The organism is Gordonia sp. IITR100 (genome assembly GCF_002009645.1).
Taxonomy (GTDB): domain Bacteria; phylum Actinomycetota; class Actinomycetes; order Mycobacteriales; family Mycobacteriaceae; genus Gordonia; species Gordonia hongkongensis.
Window position 1 is genome coordinate 18,173 of record NZ_MVKV01000004.1, and the last position, 23,220, is coordinate 41,392.

The window sequence follows — 23,220 nt, forward strand, 5'->3', positions numbered from 1 at the left end:
TCGCTGCCATGTCGCAGATCGACTTCTCCAGCGTGCCGACGTGGGCACGTCCCGGCGTAACGATCGAGGCGACGACGCCCGCACCGACCGGCAACTCGTACGTGCTGGTCGGTGTCGGGGATGTCGCCGAAACCCTGGCTCGCTGGGAGTCATCACTACCTCCGCGTGCCACCACGCGTATCCACGGGGACACCGACTCGGTCGGCGCCCAGCTCGGCAGCACACTCGCCGAAGCCGTTGTCGGCGTGCGAGTCTGGATAGTGGCGGAGCCGGGATCGGCACTGACACTGCGCGCAGTCGCACTCGGTGCCGGACTCGAGGACGACGAGATCGCCGTCGTACCGGTGACTTCCGCGCCGCAGAGCGTCGTGGAGATCTTCTGCGCACACTGCCGATCGGTCACCCGCGCGGCTGCGGACGTCGATGACATCGTCGGGTGCGTCGGATGCCGTCGCGACCTGCTCGTGTACCACCACGTCTCGCGTCGAACCGGACAGTATCTGGGTTTCATGGCCGACGCCGAGACCGCCCAGCCGGCCTGTCCGGGAACCGGACCAGGCGAGGTACCCACCCTCATGAAGGACCCCTCATGAACACCGGAGTGGCCGAGATGAGCACCCCCGAGTCCGTCGTGCGTCCCGGAGCCGGCGCGACGACGCTGGAACTCGTCGTCACGGCTGTCGACGCCCCCGCCCGAGACATCCGCACGATCACCTTCGCCAGCCCCGGCGGCAACGTGCTGCCCGGTTACATCCCGGGCAGTCACGTCGTCGTGCACGCGGGTGCCTTCACCAACGCCTACAGCCTGACCGGCGACGGCGCGCATCCGTTGCACTACTCGATCTCGGTGCTCCGACTCGATGACGGCAAGGGCGGATCACGTTGGCTGCATGACGAACTCGAGGTCGGTGCAACGGTGTCGGTGGGGTTGCCGCGCAGCGCGTTCGCTCCGGTCGCCCGGGCGCGTAAACATCTCCTGATCGCCGGGGGGATCGGGATCACGCCGATGGTGTCCCACCTTCGGTCGGCGGCTCGCTGGCGCCGGGATGTGCAACTGCTGTATGTCTTCCGTGATTCGGCGGCCGCCCACCTCGACGAGGTCACCGCACTCGCCGGACCCCGCGCCGAACTGTTCACCGACCGGCACTCCTTCGCCGATCGCCTCGCACAAGCCCTGCGTACCCAGCCGATCGGTACCCACCTGTACGTGTGCGGTCCGTCGGCGATGATCGACGCGGTCACCGCTGCGGCGGTGGACGCCGGTTGGCCGGAATCGCGGATTCATCTCGAGCGGTTCGGGATCGACGCTCTGGACGCCGGCGACCCGTTCCGTGTGGAGCTGACCGCTTCCGGGCGGGCGGTCGATGTACCGGCGGGGACGAGCATGCTCGAGGCTCTCGAGAACGAGGGCATCGTCGTGCCGAATCTCTGCCGGCAAGGCGTGTGCGGTGAGTGCCGCATTCCGCTCGCCGGCGGTATCCCGGTCCACCGCGATCTCTACCTCACCTCCGAGGAGAAGGACGCGGGCAACGCCATCATGCCGTGCGTCTCTCGCGCTTCGGCCGCCAGCACCCTGGAGGTTCCCCTGTGACAGACATTCTCGACCCGGGCGGAGCGACGACGACGGTCGCGCCGGATCTCCTCGCGGGCTTCCCGTTCCCGTTCCCCGAGGACCGCTATCGCTACAGCACGAATGTCGAGCCGGCCCGGACCCCGGTGACCACGGCGGCCGGCGAGTGGGGGACGACGGTTGTCGACATCGATTCGGAGTACCGCACCGAGATCGATCAGCGCGCGGTGATCCTGGCCGCCGATCCCACCCGCCATGCTGTGTTGCCGCATATGGTCCCGGCCGCGTGGGACGCGATGTTGACCGTCATGGGTGAGCTCGCCGCGACCTGTCCCGGGTTCCGGCTCGCGTCGACCGGACCCGACACCTGGTTGTGGCACAACGAGATCCTCGGGATCGAGCAACACTTCCGATACGGTGACCCGGCGTCACTTCCCGAGGAGCCGTTGCGCTACATCAGCTCTCAGGTCCAGGAGGACATCGCCCTCCTGGATCAGCGCAATGGGCAACTCCACGTCGATGCCGGGGTCGTCACCTTCGCCGCCGATTGGAGTTTCGGATTCGACGTCGGGATGAGCTTCCTCGAGATCCACGGACCGGTGCCGCGCATCCACCCCGAAGGCGTCATCACCCGTGCGCACGAGTTCCTCAAGCGCCTCCAACCTCATCAGCCGTATCGACGAACCAACTGGACGTTGACGATCGACCGCAGGCTCGACGTCTCGACCGAGATCTATCACGAGTGGGGACCGGACCGGGAGGTCATCCAGCAGGTCCCCGACGATGAGTTCGGCAGGCGGGTACACCTCCGCGTCGAAGTGCAACACCTCATCCGGCTGCCGGATTCGGGTGCGGTGATGTTCCTCATCCGGACGTACATGCTTCCGCTCGAGCAAGTCGCCACCATCGACGTCTGGCGGCGGCGGACTGCGGACGTGCTGGCCGAATTGCCCACTGACATGGCCGAATACAAGGGCATCATCAAGTTCCGGGATCGTGCGGCGCAGTGGCTGCGCGCGGCCGCACCGGCGACGCCGGGGACCACCGGGCCCGGCATGCCGCGGTGGCCCGCCTCGCCCCCGGCCGTCGACACCAGCGGGGCGGCGTTCCTCGTGGTGGCGATCGGCGACGATCCGGCGGCCGCGCACGTGTCACGGAACTGGGTGGCGGCCGCCGAGTCCGCCGGAGAGACGCGGTTGGTTGTCCTTGACTCACTGGGCGACGCGGTCGACAGATCGGCGTTGCAGTCTGCTCTGGACGAGTGCCGCACCGGTACCCGAATCCTGGTCACCGGCGGGCAGTACGACGTCATGACGGCACTCGCCATGGCGCGTAACGCGGGGGCGGTGGCGGCCGAACTGTCGTGCTATGTCACGCACACCCGCGACCTACCGCTCTACTGCGCGCATTGCCGCGAGACCTTTCGCGCCGAGGCCGTTGTCGGCGGCGTCGTCGCGTGCCCCGGTTGCGCTCGGGATCTCGAGGTGCACGAACACCATTCACCGGTGATGGGCAGCTTCCTGGCCTCTGCGGTCGGCGGTGACGAATGACCGCGGTCGCCGTAGGGCAGTACCCGGCCCACCTTCATCCGGCCTACGCCACCGGTCCGCGACCGATGCGTGTCATGTCCGTGCGGCAACTCACCGACGAGGTCACCCATTTCCGGTTCGGCCCCGTCGACGACGCCCACGCGGTCCTGACCGCGTACCAGCCGGGCAGCCATCTCATCATCTCGGCCGGCGGACAGCGGAATGCCTACTCGCTCGTCGACGACGGGATGTACCCGACCAGCTACGGCATCTCGGTGTTGCGACGTGGTGCGGGCGGTGGTTCGGATTGGTTGCACGACAACCTCGTCGTCGATGCCGTCGTCGAGATCGAGGGTCCGCGTTCGATGTTCCCGCCGGTGCTCGATCAGCGCGGCGCATTGCTGATCGCGGGCGGAATCGGGGTCACTCCGGTGCTGTCACACGCCCGTGCCCTCGCTCGGGACGGGCGTCGGGCCGACATCGTCTACTCCTATCGGCGTGGATGCGGTGCGCACGCCGAGGACCTGCGGGCGCTCGCCATGCAACCTTCCGTGACGCTGCACGAGGTGTCCGGGGCTGCGGCCACCATGCGGGTGATCGCTGAACGATTGCGGGCGCAACCGCTCGGAACGCACGCCTATGCCTGTGGTCCCACGTCACTCCTGGAGGCGTACACCCGGCTCGCGGAGGCCGCCGGATGGCCGAGCGCGCGAGTACATCTCGAACGTTTCACCGCCCCCGAACAGGTTCCCGGCGATCCCTTCACCGTGACGGTGGCGTCTTCCGGCCTCCGCATCGACGTGCCACCGGGTGTGTCGCTGCTGCAGCGGTTGCTCGACAACGGCGTCCCGGTGCCGAGTCTGTGCCGTCAAGGCGTGTGCGGCGAATGCCGAATCCCGGTGCGAAGCGGCCGAATCGAGCACCGCGACTTCGTACTGACCGACGACGAGAAGACCGTGGGCGACGCCATGCTGTGTTGTGTCTCGCGCGGTCAGGACATCGAGGTGGACCTGTGAGCATCGAATCGTTCCCGACCCGTCGGGTCGACCACCTGGCGAACCTGCCGTGGCCGTTTCCGGACGAGATGGAGCAGTTCTCCTACAGCGTGAACGTCGAACCGGCACGCATCCCGCGCCCGACCCGGGCCGGCGAATGGGGTAGGCACCTCGTCGATCTCGGCGGCGCCGAGTATCCGGAGATCATGGCCGAGCGACGGCGGATCCTCGACACCGATCCCACACGCGTCCGTGTGCGCCCGGGGATGGAACTGGCCTCCTGGGATCTGCTGTTGTACTACCTGCGCGATCTCGGTCACGCCTACCCCGCGGCGATGGAGCTCACCGAACACGGTGACGGTCGATTCCATTGGTGCAACCGGCTTCTGGGTACGGATCAGGAGTTCGTCCTGGGCGATCCGGCCACCCTCCCCTGCGGCCCCATGGAATTCCTGGCGCGTGAGGTACCCGACGACCTGCTGCTCGTCACCGAACGCGACGGGCACCTGTACTTCGACGCCGGCGTGGTCACCTTCGCCGCCGCGTGGTCGGTGTCCTTCGACGTCGGGATGGACATGTACGAGATCCACGCGCCCGTTCCCCGCATGCTCCGCGAAGGCATCGTCGCCCGCGCCGAACAGTTCCTGCGGAGGCTACCCGCAGACCAGGTGTACCGCAGGGTGAACTGGACGCTGTCGGCGTCGGACTCCCACAAACTCGACGTCAGTCTCGAGGAGCTGCCGGAGTGGGCGGGCGACGTCGCGGGCATGATCGCCGACGGCGATTTCGGCCGCGCGCGACTGCGCATCGAGCTGGAACACTTCGTCCGGTTGCCGATGTCGGGTGCGGTGACGTTCAATATCCGGACATTCATGGCCTCGCTCGAGGACGTGAAGCGCATACCCGAGTGGGCCGGTCAATTGGCGACCGTCATCGAGACGCTCGGCGAGGACATCGCCGCCTACAAGGGTTTTCTCGACTATCGCGACAACGTCGTCGCATATCTCCGCGGTCAAAGTCGCCCGTGAGCCCTGGTCCCGTTACACCCGACTTCTCGTAGAGTCCCAGAACCGAAAGATCGCTCATGGAACCCATACTCGCCGCCAATGCCGACCTGGCATGGATGCTGGCGGCCTTCGTCTTCGTCCTACTGATGTTCCCGGGCCTGGCCTTCTTCTACGGGGGCATGGTCGGATCGAAGAACGTCCTCAACATCATGACGATGGTCATGTCCACCCTGGCGATCACGGCGGTCCTGTACGTCGTGATCGGGCACGGCCTCGTGTCCGGTCCGTCGGTGGGCGGGTGGGGCCTCATCGGCAACCCGACCGACTACATCGGCCTGACCAACTGGCTCACCGACGACGCTTCCGGCGCCACCCAGACGCTCTACTTCGCAGCCTGGTTCATCCTGTTCGCGGCCATCACGATCGCCATCGTCGCCAGCGGCGCGGCGGGCCGGATGAAGTTCTCGGCGTGGCTGGTCTTCGCGCCGATCTGGCTCCTCGTGGTGTACTTCCCGGTCGCACACTGGGTCTTCGCGGCCGACGTCGACGACAACTACAGCGGTGGTTTCCTGCTGAACGATCTCGAGATCGTCGACTACGCAGGCGGCACCGCGGTTCACATGAATGCCGGTGTCGCGGCCCTTGCCCTCGCGGTGGTGCTCGGTGCGCGCAAGCGGCGGATGGAGCGCCCGCACAACGTGCCGATGACGATCATGGGTGGCGGCATCCTGTTCTTCGGCTGGTTCGGGTTCAACGGCAGTTGCGCGCTCGGCGCCAACTTCCTCGCGCAGGCCGTCATCCTGAACACCCTGCTGGCCGGTTCGGCGGGCATGATCGGTTTCGCGATCATCGAGAAGTGGCGCGAGGGGCACGTCACCTCGCTCGGCATGATCACCGGCACCGTCGCGGGCCTCGTCGGGATCACCCCCGCGGCCAGCAGCATGGCACCGCTCGGTGCGCTGCTCGTCGGCATCTTCGCAGCCGCGGTCGTGGCGTTCCTGCTCAGCTTCAAGAGCAAGCTCAAGATCGACGAGACGCTGGACGCCTTTGCCGTACACGGTATCGGCGGCATCGTCGGAACCATCTGCATCGTGCTGTTCGCCACCGAGGCCGCGCCGGCCGGTGTGCAGGGCATCCTGTTCGGCGGACCGGTCGACATCGTGTGGCGCGAACTCGCCGGCATCGTCATCACCTGCACCTACTCGTTCGTGATGACCTGGCTGATCGCCAAGGGGCTCGACAAGCTCATCGGCATGCGCGTCGACGAGGAGACCGAGATGGTCGGCCTCGACACCGCGGTCCACGCGGAGACGGCGTACGAGATCCCCGCCGCCTCGGTCGGTCACGCCGGCGGACTCGCGACCATGTCGCCGGCCCGCGCCGCGGACAAGGTGGAGGAGGCGATGCCGTCGTCGGCTCCGGCCTCGGCGCCACCGGCCGGGGTCTGATCCATACCGGTCATCGGTTCGGCAACTGCTCGGGGGTTCACCGTTCGACGGTGGGCCCCCGAGCGCTGTGCGTCCGAGGACGTGGAAAACGTTGCCGGACAGATTGACACCCACCGCTCACGGAGTCGAAACAGGGACGAAACATCTACCGGGTCTACTAATAGTAGACAGTGGTTCACGCGAGTGGACATGCAAAACGAAAGCCCTTAGAGTCGACCCCGGAGCACATGATGACAACCACCGAGACGACGACCGGCGAACTCGCCGATCTCTGCGCGACGCACGGCACCAAGTTCATCCTCGCGATGTTCGTCGACCTCCGCGGCAAGCCCTGCGCCAAACTGGTGCCGGTGGAAGCGGTGGACGAATTGGCCACCGAGGGAGTCGGTTTCGCCGGATATGCGGTCGGCGCGATCGGCCAGGAGCCGAAGGATCCCGATCTCATCGCGATTCCCGATGTCCGGTCCTTCCTGCCCATCCCGTTCATCAAGAAGGGGCTCGCGGTCGTCCAGTGTGATCCCCATGTCGAGGGCAAGCCGTGGCCGTTCGCGCCCCGGAACATTCTCAAGGCGCTCATCGCCCAGACCGCAGACGCGGGTTTCGAACCGTGGGTCGGGGCCGAGGTCGAGTACTTCCTCCTGAAACGGGCCGCCGACGGCTCGCTGGTGACCGCCGACGCCGCCGATGACTCCGACCAGCCGTGCTACGACGTCCGCGGTCTCACCCGGATGTACGACCACCTCACCACCGTGTCCACCGCGATGAACCAACTCGGGTGGAGCAACTACGCCAACGACCACGAGGACGGGAACGGCCAGTTCGAGCAGAACTTCGCCTACTCCGACGCGCTCACGACCGCCGACCGCGTCGTCACTCTCCGGTACCTGCTCTCCGCCCTGGCTGCGGAGAAGGGCATGATCGCGACCTTCATGCCGAAACCCTTCGCGGAGCGCACCGGGTCGGGTCTGCACTTCCACTTGTCCCTCACGCAGGCGGGCGACCCGGTGTTCCCGCAGGTCACCGACGACGAGCGAGGACTGGGGTTGTCGGAGACGGCGTACGGGTTCATCGGTGGGATTCTGGAACACGCACCTGCGCTCCAAGCCGTGATCGCACCGACGGTCAACTCCTACAAGCGAACCGGTGCGACGGCGACGCGCTCGGGTGCGTCCTGGGCTCCGCGGCGGGCGACCTACGGCGGCAACGACCGCACCCACTACATCCGGGTGCCCGATGAGCAACGCGTCGAACTCCGTGGCGGTGACGGGTCGGCGAATCCGTACCTGGCCGTCGCCGCGCTGCTCGGTGCGGGACTCGACGGCATCAAGCGGAGTCTGGACCCGGGCGCCGTCGGCAACTGCCCCGGCCACATCGCCGAACTCCCGCTCACCCTCCTGCACGCGGTGGAGGCGCTGGAGGCCGACGGGGTCGTCGCCGGCACGCTCGACGCCGCGCTTCCCGAGGACTGGCCCGAGGACGAGCAGCGGGTCTCGGCATACTTCGCCGGACTCAAACGCGACGAGTTCTTCGACTGGCACGCGGCGGTCACGCCGTGGGAGGTCGACAAGTACCTGACGGCGTTCTGACCGTCCTTCCTCAGAACACACGACCTCTCAACGAGATTCATCGATCGACGTAAGGAACTGATCATGTGCGGAATCGTCGGGCTGCACCTGCGCAACCCTGACCTTCACCCCCGGTTGGGCGAGATGCTCGCCGGGATGCTCGGCGAGATGCAAGACCGTGGCGCGGATTCGGCGGGTATCGCCGTCTACGGCAACCCCACGTGGGCACCGCCCGGACACGGCTGCATCTCCCTCCTCGAACTCGACGTTCTTCCCGACGAGGTGTCCACGACGCTGGGAGCGGCCCTCGGCGTGCCGGTCGCGGCACAGACGATCGACGTGACGCTGGTGGCCTCCGCCCCGGCGCCTGCCGACGAGCTGCTGGCCGCCGCCCGGGCCGCATACCCGCAGGCCCTGGTGGCCGGTTTCGGGTCGGACCTGACCGTCCTCAAGGGCGTCGGCGCACCCCGTGACCTGACCGAATCCTGGGGCCTGGCCGCGGCGTCGGGATGGCAGGGCGTCGGGCACACCCGGATGGCGACCGAATCGGCGGTCACCTCCTCGGGTGCACATCCGTTTGCGGTCGGCCCCGAACAGTGCCTGGTCCACAACGGTTCCTTTGCGAATCACGCGACCATCCGGCGTGAACTGCGGGCTGCCGGAGTGGAGTTCGACAGTGAGAACGACACGGAGGTGGGGGCGCGCTTCGTCGCACACCAGCTTGCGGCGGGCAAGGACGTGGAGACAGCGTTGAAAGAGGTCTGCGCGAACTTCGACGGCTTCTACACGTTGCTGGTGTCGAATCGCGATTCGTTCGCGGTGGTCCGCGATGCCATCGCATGCAAACCGGCCGTGATCGCCGAGACCGACGACTGGGTGGCGATGGCGAGTGAGTACCGCGCACTGGCCAAACTGCCCGGCGTGGAGAACGCCCGCATCTGGGAGCCCGAGCCGGAGGTCGTCTACGCATGGACTCGATGACCGCCGAGTTTCCCTCCACCCCTCCCGTTCCCGCCTCGAACGACACGGCGAAAGCTGAGACGATGAACCCCAATCACACCTTCGACCTCGCCGAAACCCCGTTGCGCGAGATCAACTCGATGCTGCACGGGGACATCTCCGGCGAGATCGTCATCGACAACCCGGCCGGAGCCCACAGCGTGGCCGCCGGCGTCAACCTCCCGGTGAAGATCACGATCAACGGACACGTCGGCTACTACGCGGCCGGCATGAACCAACAGGCCGAGGTCACCATCGACGGCAACGCCGGTACCGGCGTCGCCGAGAACATGATGAGCGGCAGCGTGATCGTGAAGGGCAACGCTTCCCAGTCGGCCGGCGCCACCGCCCACGGCGGGCTCCTCGTCGTCGAGGGTGACGCCGCGGCACGCTGCGGCATCTCGATGAAGGGCGTCGACATCGTCGTCGGTGGAAACGTCGGCCACAACAGCGCTTTCATGGCGCAGGCGGGTCGCCTGGTGGTCCGCGGGGACGCCGGCGACGGTCTCGGTGACTCGATCTACGAGACCCGGATCTATGTGCGGGGCGAGGTCGCCTCGCTGGGTGCCGATTGCATCGCCAAACCGATGCGCGCCGAGCACCTCGAGGAACTGGCCGGGTTGCTCAAGGCCGCCGGTTTCGGCGACGACGACCCCCGCGACTACACCCGCTACGGCTCCGCCCGCGAGCTCTACCACTTCAAGGTCGACAACACCTCCGCGTACTGACCCTTCTCTCCGCTCCCTGAGGAGCGCTCGGAGCTTGCGGAGGACACGCAACCCCACTGCTCCCTGAGGTGCGAGGAGCGATAGCGCGGCCGACCACCTGCTCCCTGAGGTGCGAGGAGCGCAAGCGACGAGCCACGAAGGGTCCTGGCGAGACGAGTTGCGAAGACCCTTCGTGACGCCCCTCCGCAGGCTCCGGGGCTCCTCAGGGAGCAGAGAGTGACGCCCCTCCGCAGGCTCCGGGGCTCCTCAGGGAGCTGAGATGCGCCCGACCACACGACGAAAGAGAACCACCATGACCGACAACCTGAGCGTCGAACAGCGCGGCCTGCGCGAGTCGGCCACGTTCGACCGCACCACCATCGCCGCGATCCAGCGCGCGGCCGAGACCGGCATCTACGACATCCGTGGCTGGGGCGCCAAGCGCAAGCTGCCGCACTTCGACGATCTGCTGTTCCTCGGCGCGTCGATGTCCCGCTACCCCCTCGAGGGTTATCGCGAGCGCTGCGACACCGACGTCGTCCTGGGCTCGCGAAACGCGAAGTACCCGTTGCATCTCTCCACCCCGGTGACGATCGCCGGGATGAGCTTCGGCGCGCTGTCGGCCGGGGCGAAGGAAGCGCTGGGGCGCGGGGCCTCGGAGGTCGGTACCTCCACCACCACCGGTGACGGCGGGATGACGCCCGAAGAGCGTGGTCAGTCCAAACACCTCGTCTACCAATACCTTCCGTCGCGATACGGGATGAACCCCGACGACCTGCGCAAGGCCGACGCGATCGAGATCGTGCTCGGTCAGGGTGCCAAACCGGGCGGCGGGGGAATGCTGCTGGGACAGAAGATCTCCGAACGCGTGGCTGGGATGCGGACCCTGCCACAGGGTATCGACCAGCGCAGCGCGTGCCGTCACCCCGACTGGACCGGACCGGACGACCTGGCGATCAAGATCAACGAGTTGCGCGAGATCACCGACTGGGAGAAGCCGATCTATGTGAAGGTCGGCGCCACCCGCACGTATTACGACGTGAAACTCGCGGTGCATTCCGGCGCCGACGTCGTCGTGGTCGACGGCATGCAGGGCGGAACGGCGGCGACCCAGGACGTCTTCATCGAACACGTCGGCATCCCGACCCTCGCTGCCATCCCGCAGGCGGTGCAGGCCCTGCAGGAGTTGGGCGTTCACAGGGAGGTCCAACTCATCGTGTCGGGCGGAATCCGCAACGGCGCCGATGTCGCGAAGGCGATGGCCCTCGGTGCCGACGCCGTCGCCATCGGCACCGCTGCGCTGATCGCGTTGGGCGACAACGATCCCCGATACGCCGCGGAGTACGAGGCGCTGGGATCGGCAGCAGGTTTCTACGACGACTTCCAGGACGGGCGTGATCCCGCGGGCATCAGCACGCAGGACCCGGAACTGTCGGCGCGTTTCGACCCAGTCCTCGGCGGAAAGCGCCTGGCGAACTTCTTGCGCGTGATGACCATGGAGGCCCAGACGATCGCCCGTGCGTGCGGCAAGGCGCACCTGCAGCACCTGGAACCGGAAGACCTCGTCGCCATCTCGATCGAGGCGTCGGCGATGGCCCGCGTTCCGCTCGCCGGGACGAACTGGATTCCGGGGGCCGGCCTGTGAGCACCGAGACCGCTTCGGTCGTCATCGTCGGTGGCGGCCTCGAGGGCGCGGCGGCCGCCTGGGCGTTGGGACAACGCGGCATCACCGATGTGATCGTCTGCGAGCGGGACACCGTCGGCGGCGGGATGACGGGCAAGTCGTCGGGCATCGTGCGCTGCCACTACGGCGTCGGTTCGCTGGCGGCGATGGCCGCGGTCGGACTCGAGGTCTTCGAGAAGGCGGAGGAGATCTTCGGCGCCGACATCGGATTCCGTCAGACCGGGTATGTCGTCGGCGTCGGCGAGCCCAATGTCGAGAACATGCGGAAGAGCCTCGCGGCGCAACGTGCGGTCGGCGTGCAGACCGAGGAGATCGACGCCGCCGACGTCGCCGCGATGTGGCCGACCGCCGACCTCGAACCCTTTGCAGCCTTCGGCTGGGAAGAGCGCGGTGGGTACGGCGACGCGTATCAGACCGCGCAGGCCTTCGCGGCCTCGGCGCGGGAATCGGGAATCCGAATTCGTCAGGGGACCAACGTCACCGGACTGATCGTCGACGCCGACCGGGTGGCGGGAGTCCGACTCGCGGATGGTGCGACGATCTCCGCAGACACCGTGGTCGTTGCCACCGGTGTCTGGTCCAAACCGTTCCTCGCGCCCTACGGGGTCGACATCCCGATCGAGGTTCACCGCGAACAAATCGTGATGATTCACCCCGGTGAGGACCTCGGCGAGGTGCCGGTCTTCTCCGATCTGGTGTCGCTGCAGTACGTCCGACCGGACGTCCGGGGCGAGATCCTGTTCGGCAACAGCGATCTCGCGGTGCTCGACATAGCGAATCCCGACGACTACCGGAACCGCGCGGACTCGGACTTCATCGACCTCACCGTCGACAAGGTCGGCACCCGGTTCCCCGGCTTCACCGATCCGGCCATCACCACGAGCTACGCCGGGTGCTACGACGTCACACCCGACTGGAATCCGATCATCTCCCGCGGGCCGCTGGACGGGCTCGTCCTGGCGGCCGGGTTCAGCGGCCATGGGTTCAAGATCTCGCCGGCGGTCGGCCGGTTGATCGCCGACCTCGTCGTCGACGGACGCAGCGCGGACCCGCGTATCCCGGAGTCGGACTTCCGGTTCACGCGGTTCGCCGAAGGCGACCTGCTGACGACGCGCTTCCCGTATGTGGGAGCCGGCGAGATGCGCTGACCGGGACGCCGGATGATCCGAGGCCGTGGCCGTCGACAGGGGTGGAATCGTGTGTCAACTGTCAGGAAACGTTGTTTCTCACTATGCTGGCGGCGTGACGGACGACCCATTGATCCGGAATCAGTCCGGCACCGCGCGAGAGAGACCTGTCGACCAGTCGGTCGAGGAGCTGGAGCTCGAGACGGCGATCGCGCACAACGTGCGTCGCCTGCGACGTCAGCAGGGACTGTCGGTGGGAGACATGGCCACTCGCGTCGGCATCTCCAAGGCGATGCTGTCGAAGATCGAGAACGCCCAGACCTCGTGCAGTCTCAGCACGCTCGCCCGCTTGGCCAACGGCTTCGACGTGTCGGTCACCTCGCTGTTCCGCGGCGCCGAGATGGAGCGGTCGGCGGTGTTCGTCAAAGCGGGCGAGGGCTCGGAGATCGTGCGCGAGGGGTCCCGGGAGGGTCACGAGTACGAGCTGCTCGGCTCGCTGCGCGGTGAGCACAAACGCCTGGAATGTCTGCTCGTCACACTGACGGAGAAGTCGGTGACCCAGCCGTTGTTCCAGCATGCGGGAACCGAGTTCCTGTACGTCCTCGAGGGCGTGATGGACTACGCCCACAGTCGCTCGGTGTACCGGATGCACCCGGGCGACTCGCTACAGCTCGACGGCGAGGGCGCGCATGGACCCGTCGAACTCGTCGAGCTGCCGGTGCGCTTCCTGTCGGTGATCGCGTTCCCGGATTCGGCCGTGTGACAACCCGATTCAGGTTCGCGACCGGCTGAGGTCGAAGTCGTAGCGCGAGGTCGGCACCACGTCGAGGTAGCGGTCCGCGCCGAAGCGGGACACACTCTCGAGCATCTGGGTCATCCGACGCTCGAGTTCCTGCTGATCACCGCCGCTTCCGTAGAATGCGTGGATGTCGCTGACCGCCGCCATCGGGAACAGTTCCTCGACGATGGCCGCGACCGGCGGGGTGTCCTCGGTCAACGGTCGTTCGACGATGTTCTGGACGTAACCGAACGTGGCCTGGGTGTCGATGGCGACCTGGGTGTGGTCGTCGAGCCACCGACGAAGCCACTCGGCGTGGTCTAGCTCGTCCGGGCGACGGAGGAAAGCGATATTGGACAGCGCGTCTATCCGCGTCCCGTCGGCGGGCAGGGTCGGATTGAGCGGCGCCCGCGCGGTGACCTCCCAGGCGGCGATCGGTCCGTCGAGCACGTCGTTGATGACAGCGAGTACGGGCCCGGTGTGGGGCGCCCAGAACGAGAGCACGGCGCCGATCGGCGGGTCGAGTTCGTCGATGCGCATGGCCCCGGAGACCGCGTCGTCGCTGAGGTTGACCTGCACGCGCGTTGCCCCCGCTGCCATACAGCGCTCGACGAGATCGTCGGCGTCGGTGCGGCTCGGCCCGTCGCCCCGAATGGCGACGATCACCTTCGTATCCGTCATCCCGCGGACGGTACCGGGCGATGCGCGCGACGGTCACCGATTCGCAGATCCATCCGCGCTTTTGCTCCCTGAGCTGTGGGGAGCGCAAGCGACAGCCCCCTGCTCCCTGAGGTGCGAGGAGCGCAAGCGACAGCCCCTGCTCCCTGAGCTGTGAGGAGCGCAAGCGACAGCCCCCTGCTCCCTGAGGTGCGAGGAGCGATAGCGACGAGCCACGAAGGGCCTGGTGAGACACGTTGCGTGGCCCTTCGTGGCTCGCTTCGCTCGCACCTCAGGGAGCATAGAATTCGGGCGCCCAGGAGTGTTCGCTCGGTGGTCCACGACGGCCGTCCGGCCGCTCCTCAGGGAGCGGAGGCGTCGCGCTCGTCGCACCTCGGGGAGCGGGAAGGGGCCGTGCTCCTTGCGCCTGTGCTCAGGGAGCGTGAAGCTGCGTGCGCGGGAGGCTCAGAACTCCTCGGCGCCGATGAGAGCGGCATCGTCGGCGACCTTGTGGTCGTGGGCGACCTTTGCCAGCGACACCGCGCCGAGGGCGACGACGCAGTATCCGGTGGCGAACCACCACGGTGTCGCCTCCGAACCGGTCCACTTCGCGAGGTAGGCGACGAGCACGGCGGCGATCGCGGCGCCCATCCAGCGGAGGAAGCTGAACCCGGCACTCGAGACCGAGCGCGGGGTGTCGCCGCCGACGGCCGACATCGCGACGTCGGTGAAGAGGGTGTTGAGCACGCCCGACGGGAAGCCCGAGAGGATGACGGCCAGGCCGATCAGCCAGATCTGTCCGGTGAACGTGCCGATCCCGGCCAGCACCATGACAAGTCCGTATGTCGAGATGGCAACCATGACACCGGCCTTCTCACCGACGACCCGAGCGAGCAGCGGCGCGACGAAGACTCCGGCGACCGCGGTGAGCAGACCCCAGCCGAAGAAGACGAGTCCGGCGTAGATGGGTCGCAGGCCCATCGCGATCGGCGCCCAGGCGATCACGGTGAAGAGGGCGCCCGTGTAGAAGGCGGAACCGACGGACGTGACGAACAGGGTGCGGTTGCGCAGGACCTTGATCGGGTCGACGATCCGGACCCGCACTCGTTCGGACCGGGGGCCGTCGGCGGGAAGCATGAACGCGCACAGGATGGCTCCGGCCAGCATCAGCAGGGCGGTACCGGCAAACGGTGCGCGCCAGGTCCATTCACCGAGCGTCGCACCCAGGAGCGGTCCGACGGCCAGCCCGATGCCCAGGGCGGCCTCGTACATCATGATGGCGCTGTTGCGGTTGCCGACCGCCGATTGGACGATGAAAGCCAGTGCGGTGGCGAGGAACAGTGCGTTGCCGAGACCCCAGATCACCCGGTAGGCGATGAGCTGGTCGATGTTGTCGGCGAAGGCCGAGACGCCGGCTGCGACGACGATGAGTCCCAGCCCGACGGTGAGTGTGCGTCGCGGCCCGAAACGGTATGCGGCCCAACCGGTCAGCAGCATCGCGACGCACTGGACGCCGACGTAGACACCGAACAGGAGCGTGAGCTTCTCCGGTGGGGCGTTCAGCGCTTCGGCGATGCTGTGCAGGATCGGGTCGACGAGGCCGATGCCCATGAAGGCGATGACGGCGGCGAAGGCGGTGATCCACACCGCGCGCGGTTGGGCACGCAGGGAGGCGAGCATCGACGGTTCGGTCGCGGTGGTGTCGCGCGCAACCGCGGCGGTGTCGCCCGGGGTGTGTTCGGTGACGGTCATTGATTCCTCTGCCAGATCAGGCGGACGGCCGGCGGTGTCGAACCGCGATCGAGCCGCTCACGCACTCGCCGGGCGGGCGGGGTGCGATACCGGGTGATTGTCGAGCTGGTCGCGCAGGGCCTGCAGAGCCGGCCCGGCCGCGGCGATGGCTTCGCGCTGCTGATCGTCGAGTGCGGCGAGCGCACCGGTCAGGATGACGTCCCGCTCCTCGCGGATCTGTCGCACGAGGGTGCGCCCGTGGTCGGTGAGGCCGACGAGCACGGCTCGGCGGTCGTCTGGATCAGGTCTGCGTTCGACCAGGTCGTGCTTGGTGAGTCCGTCGATCACCGACGTCGCTGTCGGCATGCGGATGGATTCGCGGGTGGCGAATTCACCCATCCGCATCGGCCCGTGATCGGCGAGGACGCTCAGGGCGGAGGTCTGCGCCGCGGTCAGCTCGACCGACGGTGCGCGACGGCGAAGGGCCAGGTAGAGCCTGGTGATCGTCGGCCGCAGGGTCTGGGCGAGCTGGGCGGGGTCGGAAGCGGACACGTTTAGAGAGCCTAATACTTAGGGGTTCGAAGTATTAGGGCAGGGGGCTGTGATGCTGCGCACGAACGTGCGGCTCCACTCGTCAGACGGTCAGTGGTGCCCCACGACTCCGAAGAAGGCGATCAGGTCCTGGCGCGCAGTCGCGACGCCGTCTAGCCGGCCGTCGATCTCGCTGAGCAGTCCGCGCTGGAAGATGCCGTCGAGCGCGATGTAGGCGACCGCCGGTGTCACCGCGGGCTGCGTCCCCGACAACTCGCAGAATCTCTCCACCACACGCCAGATCATCTCTTCGCGCCGGCGCTCGATCTCGATGACGTCAGCGCGGAAGGAGTCGTCGAACATGCTCTGGTTGCGCAGGTCGTACCAGAGCCGATGAATGGCTGCCTCGGAGTGCATGCCTGCGAAGAAGGTGTCGGCGAACTCGTCGCGTAACTGGTCCGCGGTCACCGCGTGGGCCACGACCTCGTCGTAGCGGGTGACGCAGACGGCCTCGTACTGCCGGACCGCGTGGGCGATGAGGTCGAGCTTGTCGGTGAAGTAGTAGTGCAACACCCCGTGCGAGTACTCGGAGTTCTGCGCGATCTCGCGCAGGCTCGTCCGCGCGTACCCCAGTTCGGCCAGCGTCGTCAGAGTCGCCATGGCCAGCTCGTCGCGCTTGGCCTGGAACTTGTCTCGTGCGCGGGCCTCGATGCGGGCCTGTCGGTCGACGACCTGTGTCATCTCGCGGTCCTTGCCGGGGGATTCCCTTGCTCGGGGAGTGATGGAGTTCGAGACCCGAGTGTACCCACCCGGCCGAGTTCGACGCTTGTCGGCGCCGGCCGGGCGGGCACCGGGTGAGGCCTCGATCCGGTCAGCTGAATGCGCCCCGGACCTCGGTCTTCAGGATCTTGCCGACCTTGGACCGCGGCAGTTCGGTCCAGATCTCGATCTCCTTCGGCGCCTTGACGCTGCCGATCCGTTCCTTGACGAAGGCGATGAGCTCCTCGGTGTCGGCGTCGTGCCCCGCACGCAGTTCGACGGCGGCCGTCACTCGTTCGCCCCATTTGGGATCGGGCAGCCCGATGACGGCCGAGTCCTTCACCGCCGGATGGGCCAGCAACGCCTGTTCCACCTCGGCCGAGTACACGTTGAACCCGCCGGTGATGATCATGTCCTTGGCGCGGTCGACGACGAAGAGGTAGCCGTCGTCGTCGAGGTAGCCGATGTCGCCGGTGTGATGCCAGCCGTACGCGCTCACTTCGGCCGTGGCCGTGGGGTTCTCGTGATACCCGTCCATCACGAGCGGTCCCCGGACGACGATCTCCCCGCGCTCGCCACGACTCAGCAGCGACCCGTCCTCGGCCATGATCGCGACCGTGGTCAGCGGTGTCGGCCGACCGGCCGATCCGAACCGCTCGGTGGCCATCGACCCGTCGTCGTGGAAGTGCTCGGCGGGCGCGAGGGTGGCGATCATGTTCGGCGCCTCCGTCTGCCCGAACAACTGGCCGAGCACCGGGCCGATGCGCGTCAGTGCTTCTTCCAGCCGCGTGGGCGACATCGGCGCGGCGCCGTACCAGAGGCACCGCAGCGAGCTCAGATTTCGACTGTCGAGGTCGGGATGGTCGAGCACCCCGTAGATCACCGTCGGCGGGAGGAACGCGTGGGTGATGCGATGCCGCTCGATCAGTGCCAGGAACTCGCCGATGTCAGGTGCCGGCATGATCACGACCTCGCCACCGAGGCTGAGGATCGGGAACGTCAGCACCCCCGCCGAATGGGTCAGCGGGGCGAGCGCCAGATACCGGGGGCGCTCACCGAACGGGTAGCTCATCAACGCCAGTGCTGTCGAGGTCATCATGTTGTCCTCGGTGAGTCGCACCCCCTTCGGTCGGCCGGTCGTCCCGCCGGTACCGGCGAGCATGCACACACCGCCATCTGGTCGTCGGCGTTCGTCCGGCTCGGCCCGATGTTCGTCGAGCCAGCCGTCGAACGGCGTCGCCCAGTCGACGTCGCCGTCCAGACAGATCAACCGGTCCAGTTGCGGGAGCCGATCTTTGATCTTCTCGATCAGGCCGGCGAACTTCGCCTGGAAGAACAGCAGCCGGCACCCGAAGAGATCGAACAGCTGTCGGTTCTCCTCGGCCTCGTTACGCGGATTGACCGGGCACCACACGGCACCCGCACGCGAGATGCCGAAGACGCATGTCAGGGCCAGCGGATCGTTGGCCGACAGGACGGCGACCCGGTCGCCGGCCTCGATCCCGTTGTGCTGCAACGCGCCCGCGATGGCGGTGGACCGATCCTGGACCTCGCCGTAGGTCGAGGTGACCCCGCCGGCGGTGAGGCACGGCGCGTCGCGCCCCAGCGAGGCGCCCTTGTCGAGGTACTCCGAGAGTCGCATGTCGTCCTCAGCGGTGCACGGTGACGATCGGGTCCAGGACGAGACCGAAAGCGCGAAGGGTGCCGAGCAATTCGCGATGGCCGAACGCCTGGCAGCTCGAGACGAAGCCGACACGGCGGGGGCGGGCCTGGAGCAGTTCGTTCGCGGCGTGCGCGTTGAGCAGGGCGGTCTGCTTGTAGTTGGAGTTGCCGTGGATCACGCAGTGCGCGCGGCCGAGCGGACCGGAGGCGTAGACCGAGTCCAGCGAGGTGTTCAGGCGCGGGTTCTCACGCGGGGGCATCTCGCTGCGGATGGCGGCCGACTGCTCGTCGATGATCCGGTACTTCTCCTCCTCGGACTTGCCCTCCATCTGTTCGAGCGCGGCGGCCACCAGAACCGGAACGCCCTGCATCAGTGGCCGATTGAAGACGCCGCCGAGTGCCTTGGCGGTGGCCACGCGCGGGTCGTTCTTGAACCACACCGGGTGTGATGTACCGCCCCAGGGCAGAGCGAGACCGAGGTCGTGCTGACCGGGCACGCTGACCGTGTACAGACCCGCGTCCGCCGGCCATTCGACGTACTCGTTCTCCTCGAGGTAGTACGCCTTCGCGAATGCGGCATTGGTGAGGATCGTGTTGGTCGACGCGACGGTCGGGTGGCCCTTCCAGAACACCTGGATGTCGAGGGTGTCCAGTCCGGGGTTCTCCAGGCAGATGTTCGCGGCGATCTCGCCGATCGAGTACATCTGCGCCAGGCCCGGCGTCAAGACCAGTTCGCGAGAAGCGAATTCGGCTCCGTACTGTGCCTCGGCATCGATCATCCAGTTCTGTTCACCGTTGGTGTCGGTGTAGTGGGCCCCGATCTCCAGGCACGCCTGGACGACCTCGTGGCCGTAGCGGGCGAACGGCCCGACCGTGTTCAATACGACGTCGGCGCCGCGGAAGGCCTCGGTCAGCGCCTCGACCGTGTGCTCGACCTCGACGATGTCGTACGCGACCGTGTCGATGCCCGGCACCGCCTCGACGGCGCTCTTCAGCCGGGAGTGGTCGCGGCCCGCCGCCAGGAACGGGATGTTGTACTCGCGCAGATATTCACAGATCAGCCGACCGGTGTAACCGGACGCTCCGTAGACGACGACGCGCTTGTCAGTGGGCATGGTGGGACTCCTCGGGTCTGGGACGGTTGTGTGGTGCGGATGGATCGTGGAAAGTGTTGTGGCGAGCGGGGTTCGATGAGCTTGCTACATCCCCATCCCGCCGTCGACCGGCAGGCCGGCGCCGGTGATGAACTTCGCGGCGTCGGAGACGAGGAAGACCACGGCGTCGGCCATGTCGTCGACCTGTCCGAGTCGGCCCAGGGGTGTCAGCTCCGCGACTGCCTGGGCAGCCGCCTCCGGGGACTCGAACAGCCCCAGGGCCGCGGTCTCGACGGCAAGCTTGTTGCCCATCGCGGTCGGGGTGAGTGCGGGATAGATCGAGTTGACGCGCACTCCGTAGCCGAGCTTGCCGGACTCGGCGGCCGCCACCCGGGTGAGGCGGTCGATACCCGACTTCGTCGCGGAGTAGACGCTGATGCCGGGGAAAGCGATTGTCGCAGCGACGGATGCGATGTTCACGACGGCTCCGCCCTTGCCCGCGATGCCGCCGGGACGCATCGCGCGGAACGCGTGCTTGATGCCGAGGGCAGTACCGAGCACGTTGACGTCCAGCATCTTCGACGCCTCGCCGGCGTCGAGATCGACCAGGAGGTTCGTCACCTCGATGCCGGCGTTGTTCACGACGATGTCGAGCCCGCCCAGCGACTCGACGGTCGACGCCACGGCCGACTCCCAGGCCGCGTCGTCGGTCACGTCGAGCGCGACGAACTCGGCCTTCGCGCCTTGTGCCCGAAGCGTTTCGACCGTCTGCCGACCGCCGTCGGAGTTCACGTCGCCGATCGCGACGGACGCACCCGCTGCGGCGAGCGCCTCGGCCATCCCGGCACCGAGGCCCTGCGCGCCACCGGTGACCAGTGCCGTCCGCCCGGTCAGGTCATAACTCGTCATCGTTCCACCTCCGTGAGACCGCCTCGGCCGAGGCGGAGAAGCAAGACACAGTCGAGGTGACATGTGCTGCACGCCACACTAAGCCCCGGTCTTGACACTCGTCAAGAAAAAGCTTGACGACTGTCACGATGGGGTGCGGTCCACGAAAGATCCAGTTCAACGACTCGGTACCGCGGGACAGTCCTGGTGGGAGATGCAGAACACCCCCGAGCCGGGCCGCAGCGCCGGGACTCGAGGGTGCTCAGGATGCAGGGGTGTGGTCAGACGCCGATCTCGCCTCCGTTGTCCCGCCACACGGCGACGACGGACGGCCGGGGTTGGGACTGTCCGCCGTCCGGCCAGTGCGACGCCGGGTTGTCCGCGGAGTGGTCGTCGAGTTCGCCGGGGTGCTGAACCGCGATCAGGACACGATTGGAGTCGATGATCGGACCGCAGGTCTCGCCACCCTTGGGCACGGTCAGGAACTGCTTGGTCTCCCCGCGTCGATCGCCGTCGAGGGCGACCGCGAACAACCCGTCGTTGCTGTCGAGTGCGTTGCCGTCCGTGGAGATCCACAGATTGCCATGGGGGTCGAATGCGACGTTGTCGGGGCAGGAGATCGGACTGACCTTGGTCTTGTCGAACCCGCCGTAGTAGGTGTCGGCAGCAGCCGGGTCGCCGCACACCAGAAGGAGTTCCCAGGTGAACTCGGTGCCGGTGTGATCGTCGGTCATCTCCAGAACCTGACCGTTCTTGTTCTCGTTGCGGGGGTTCACCGCATCGGCAGGCGCCTCACCATCGGTGCCGCGATCGTCGTTGTTCGTCAGCGCGCAGTAGACCTTGCCGGACTTCGGATTCGGTTCGATGTCCTCGGGCCGGTCCATCTTGGTCGCGCCGACGGCGTCGGCGGCCTGGCGGGTGAACACCGCGACCTCGGCAGGGGTCATTCCGGGGATGTACGAGCGTGCCGAACCGTCGGCATTGACCGTCAGCAGCGGCTTCCAGGAGCCCTTGCCGGCGAATTTCCCTGAGGCGGGCGGGGTTCCGGTGCCGTCCACCGGGTCGGGGGAGTCTCCGGTGAAGGTGGCGACGTAGAGCGTGCCTTCGTCGAGGATGCCCATGTTGTGGTCGCGGGCCGTCTTCGACAGGCCGGACTTCATCTTGCGGCTGGAGACGAACTTGTAGATGTACTCGAACCTCTCGTCGTCACCGCTGTAGGCGACGACGGTGTCCTTGTCCGGCCCGCTCCCGACCACGTAGATGTTAGCCGATTCGTGCTTGAACCGGCCCATCGAACTGTGCTTCACCGGAACGGAATTCGGGTCGTGCGGATCCACCTCGACGATGTAACCGAAGCGATTCCCCTCGTTCGGCTCGACGGCCAGGTCGAAACGCTTGTCGAACCGTCCCCAGTAGTGCTCGTCGCCGTCGTCCTCGAAGGAGTAGCGCTCGAGCCGCTCCTTGGCCTTGGCATCGGTGACGGTGCTCGGGTTCGCGAAGTAGTTGTTGAAGTTCTCTTCCCCGGAGAGCATCGTGCCCCACGGGGTGAGACCTCCGGAACAGTTGGCGAAGGTGCCCAGGACAGTGGTGCCCGCCGGGTCTGCGGCCGTCTTGACGAACTCGCTGCCCGCGGCCGGACCGGTGAGGCGGAAGGGGCTCGAGGCAGTCAGACGTCGGTTTCGAGGGCCCACAACGGTTTTGAGAGCTCCGCTGCCGGATTGCGCGGTGACCTCGACGACTGCGATGCCGACCGACGCCATGGCGATGCGGGCCTGCTGCTCGGTGGGTTCGCCTTCCTTGTAACCGGCGAACATGAAGGGCTCGGTCGGATACTCCAGGTTGGCGACCAGGTAGTGGTGATCGGCCACGCCGTCGACCGGGATCAGGCCGGCGAAGTCGTTGTTGAAGCCGAACTGCCCGGCCTGCGCCTCGGGCGTCTGATTGGCGAAGTCGAACTCAGGAGCGCCGGGCAGGATCGGGTCGCCCCACCTGATCACCACCTCCTGGCGGTACCCGTCCGGGATCACCACGGCATCCTCGGTGTTCGGCGTGACGGCGGCGAAGTTCATGCCCGGCATCGCATCTCCGGATGCCGCACCGCTCGACGGCGAGGCCGACTCCGACGACCCGGAATCACCGCACGCCGCGAGGAGCGAGGTCGCACCGACGGCCACCGCTGCACCGGCCGAGGTCTTGAGAACGCTTCGACGCGAGACCGCGGTGCGGACGACGTCCCGGAAGTAGTTGTTGTCGCTGGTGTTCCCGGGATCGTGGCGGCACGCGTCGCCGCACTTGTAGCGGCAGGTCACGTAGGCGCGGGACGAACGCCCGGCATCCTCACCGGTGGACATGAACAGCTGCAACGGAATACGCACACGGGCTCCTCTGAAAACATGGTCGCGCCACGGGGCCGGCGCACGACGAGGAGCACGTTAGGAGGATGAAACGAACCGATGGCTACCCGAGCGTTAACGGCAGCCCAACACCCC

Annotated in this window: 20 protein-coding genes; 12 read left to right on the forward strand and 8 right to left on the reverse strand. The window is 67.2% G+C overall.

Annotated features, from left to right (window positions below):
- Positions 1-8 precede the first annotated feature (8 nt).
- The 12 genes from B1818_RS08650 to B1818_RS08705 all read left to right on the forward strand — a co-directional run bounded on the left by B1818_RS08650 (position 9) and on the right by B1818_RS08705 (position 13,394).
- A complete protein-coding gene (locus B1818_RS08650) occupies positions 9-593 on the forward strand; it encodes a dimethylamine monooxygenase subunit DmmA family protein (protein ID WP_078112478.1) in 585 nt (194 codons plus the stop codon).
- Positions 590-1,591: a PDR/VanB family oxidoreductase gene (locus tag B1818_RS08655; protein ID WP_078112479.1), complete on the forward strand. Its 1,002-nt coding sequence runs from the start codon at positions 590-592 to the stop codon at positions 1,589-1,591. Before B1818_RS08650 ends, B1818_RS08655 begins: the two co-directional genes overlap by 4 nt.
- Complete coding sequence (locus tag B1818_RS08660) at positions 1,588-3,120, forward strand: DUF3445 domain-containing protein (RefSeq protein ID WP_078112480.1); 1,533 nt, start codon at positions 1,588-1,590, stop codon at positions 3,118-3,120. Before B1818_RS08655 ends, B1818_RS08660 begins: the two co-directional genes overlap by 4 nt.
- Complete coding sequence (locus tag B1818_RS08665) at positions 3,117-4,115, forward strand: PDR/VanB family oxidoreductase (protein WP_068972136.1); 999 nt, start codon at positions 3,117-3,119, stop codon at positions 4,113-4,115. Before B1818_RS08660 ends, B1818_RS08665 begins: the two co-directional genes overlap by 4 nt.
- Positions 4,112-5,122 carry a DUF3445 domain-containing protein gene (locus tag B1818_RS08670; RefSeq protein WP_078112481.1) on the forward strand — a complete coding sequence of 337 codons (1,011 nt, stop codon included), beginning with the start codon at positions 4,112-4,114 and terminating at the stop codon, positions 5,120-5,122. The genes B1818_RS08665 and B1818_RS08670 overlap by 4 nt, the downstream gene beginning before the upstream one ends.
- Before the next feature lie 56 nt (positions 5,123-5,178).
- Positions 5,179-6,549, forward strand: a complete 1,371-nt coding sequence (locus tag B1818_RS08675; RefSeq protein ID WP_058252940.1) for an ammonium transporter — start codon at positions 5,179-5,181, stop codon at positions 6,547-6,549.
- A gap of 230 nt (positions 6,550-6,779) precedes the next feature.
- Entirely contained in the window at positions 6,780-8,135 is a 1,356-nt protein-coding gene (glnT, locus tag B1818_RS08680) for a type III glutamate--ammonia ligase (protein WP_078112613.1), read from the forward strand.
- Between the two features lie 63 nt (positions 8,136-8,198).
- A complete protein-coding gene (locus tag B1818_RS08685; protein ID WP_065631119.1) occupies positions 8,199-9,095 on the forward strand; it encodes a glutamine amidotransferase in 897 nt (298 codons plus the stop codon).
- The gene (locus B1818_RS08690) at positions 9,083-9,841 is read left to right on the forward strand and encodes a protein glxC (RefSeq protein ID WP_058252938.1); all 759 of its coding nucleotides are present in this window, start codon (positions 9,083-9,085) and stop codon (positions 9,839-9,841) included. Before B1818_RS08685 ends, B1818_RS08690 begins: the two co-directional genes overlap by 13 nt.
- A gap of 292 nt (positions 9,842-10,133) precedes the next feature.
- On the forward strand, positions 10,134-11,465 hold the full coding sequence (locus B1818_RS08695) for an FMN-binding glutamate synthase family protein (RefSeq protein ID WP_058252937.1): 1,332 nt from the start codon (positions 10,134-10,136) through the stop codon (positions 11,463-11,465).
- Complete coding sequence (locus B1818_RS08700) at positions 11,462-12,652, forward strand: FAD-binding oxidoreductase (protein WP_078112482.1); 1,191 nt, start codon at positions 11,462-11,464, stop codon at positions 12,650-12,652. The genes B1818_RS08695 and B1818_RS08700 overlap by 4 nt, the downstream gene beginning before the upstream one ends.
- 49 nt (positions 12,653-12,701) lie before the next feature.
- Entirely contained in the window at positions 12,702-13,394 is a 693-nt protein-coding gene (locus tag B1818_RS08705) for an XRE family transcriptional regulator (RefSeq protein ID WP_065631115.1), read from the forward strand.
- A 9-nt stretch (positions 13,395-13,403) separates the two neighbouring features.
- Here the strand turns inward: B1818_RS08705 and B1818_RS08710 are convergent, their stop codons facing one another.
- The 8 genes from B1818_RS08710 to B1818_RS08745 all read right to left on the reverse strand — a co-directional run bounded on the left by B1818_RS08710 (position 13,404) and on the right by B1818_RS08745 (position 23,106).
- Positions 13,404-14,090 carry an EthD domain-containing protein gene (locus B1818_RS08710; RefSeq protein ID WP_078112483.1) on the reverse strand — a complete coding sequence of 229 codons (687 nt, stop codon included), beginning with the start codon at positions 14,088-14,090 and terminating at the stop codon, positions 13,404-13,406.
- Positions 14,091-14,531: 441 nt separating this feature from the next.
- Entirely contained in the window at positions 14,532-15,818 is a 1,287-nt protein-coding gene (locus tag B1818_RS08715; protein WP_068972103.1) for an MFS transporter, read from the reverse strand.
- A gap of 57 nt (positions 15,819-15,875) precedes the next feature.
- On the reverse strand, positions 15,876-16,349 hold the full coding sequence (locus tag B1818_RS08720; protein ID WP_058252932.1) for a MarR family winged helix-turn-helix transcriptional regulator: 474 nt from the start codon (positions 16,347-16,349) through the stop codon (positions 15,876-15,878).
- Positions 16,350-16,439: 90 nt separating this feature from the next.
- Positions 16,440-17,069: a TetR/AcrR family transcriptional regulator gene (locus B1818_RS08725; protein ID WP_068972104.1), complete on the reverse strand. Its 630-nt coding sequence runs from the start codon at positions 17,067-17,069 to the stop codon at positions 16,440-16,442.
- A gap of 130 nt (positions 17,070-17,199) precedes the next feature.
- The gene (locus B1818_RS08730; protein WP_058252930.1) at positions 17,200-18,729 is read right to left on the reverse strand and encodes a long-chain fatty acid--CoA ligase; all 1,530 of its coding nucleotides are present in this window, start codon (positions 18,727-18,729) and stop codon (positions 17,200-17,202) included.
- 7 nt (positions 18,730-18,736) lie between these two features.
- Positions 18,737-19,864 (reverse strand): DUF5938 domain-containing protein, encoded by a 1,128-nt coding sequence (locus B1818_RS08735; protein ID WP_058252929.1) that lies wholly within the window; start codon positions 19,862-19,864, stop codon positions 18,737-18,739.
- An 84-nt stretch (positions 19,865-19,948) separates the two neighbouring features.
- Positions 19,949-20,752, reverse strand: coding sequence for an SDR family NAD(P)-dependent oxidoreductase (locus tag B1818_RS08740; RefSeq protein WP_058252928.1), 804 nt, complete (start codon positions 20,750-20,752; stop codon positions 19,949-19,951).
- A 260-nt stretch (positions 20,753-21,012) separates the two neighbouring features.
- A complete protein-coding gene (locus tag B1818_RS08745) occupies positions 21,013-23,106 on the reverse strand; it encodes a PhoX family phosphatase (protein ID WP_058252927.1) in 2,094 nt (697 codons plus the stop codon).
- Positions 23,107-23,220: the final 114 nt, after the last annotated feature.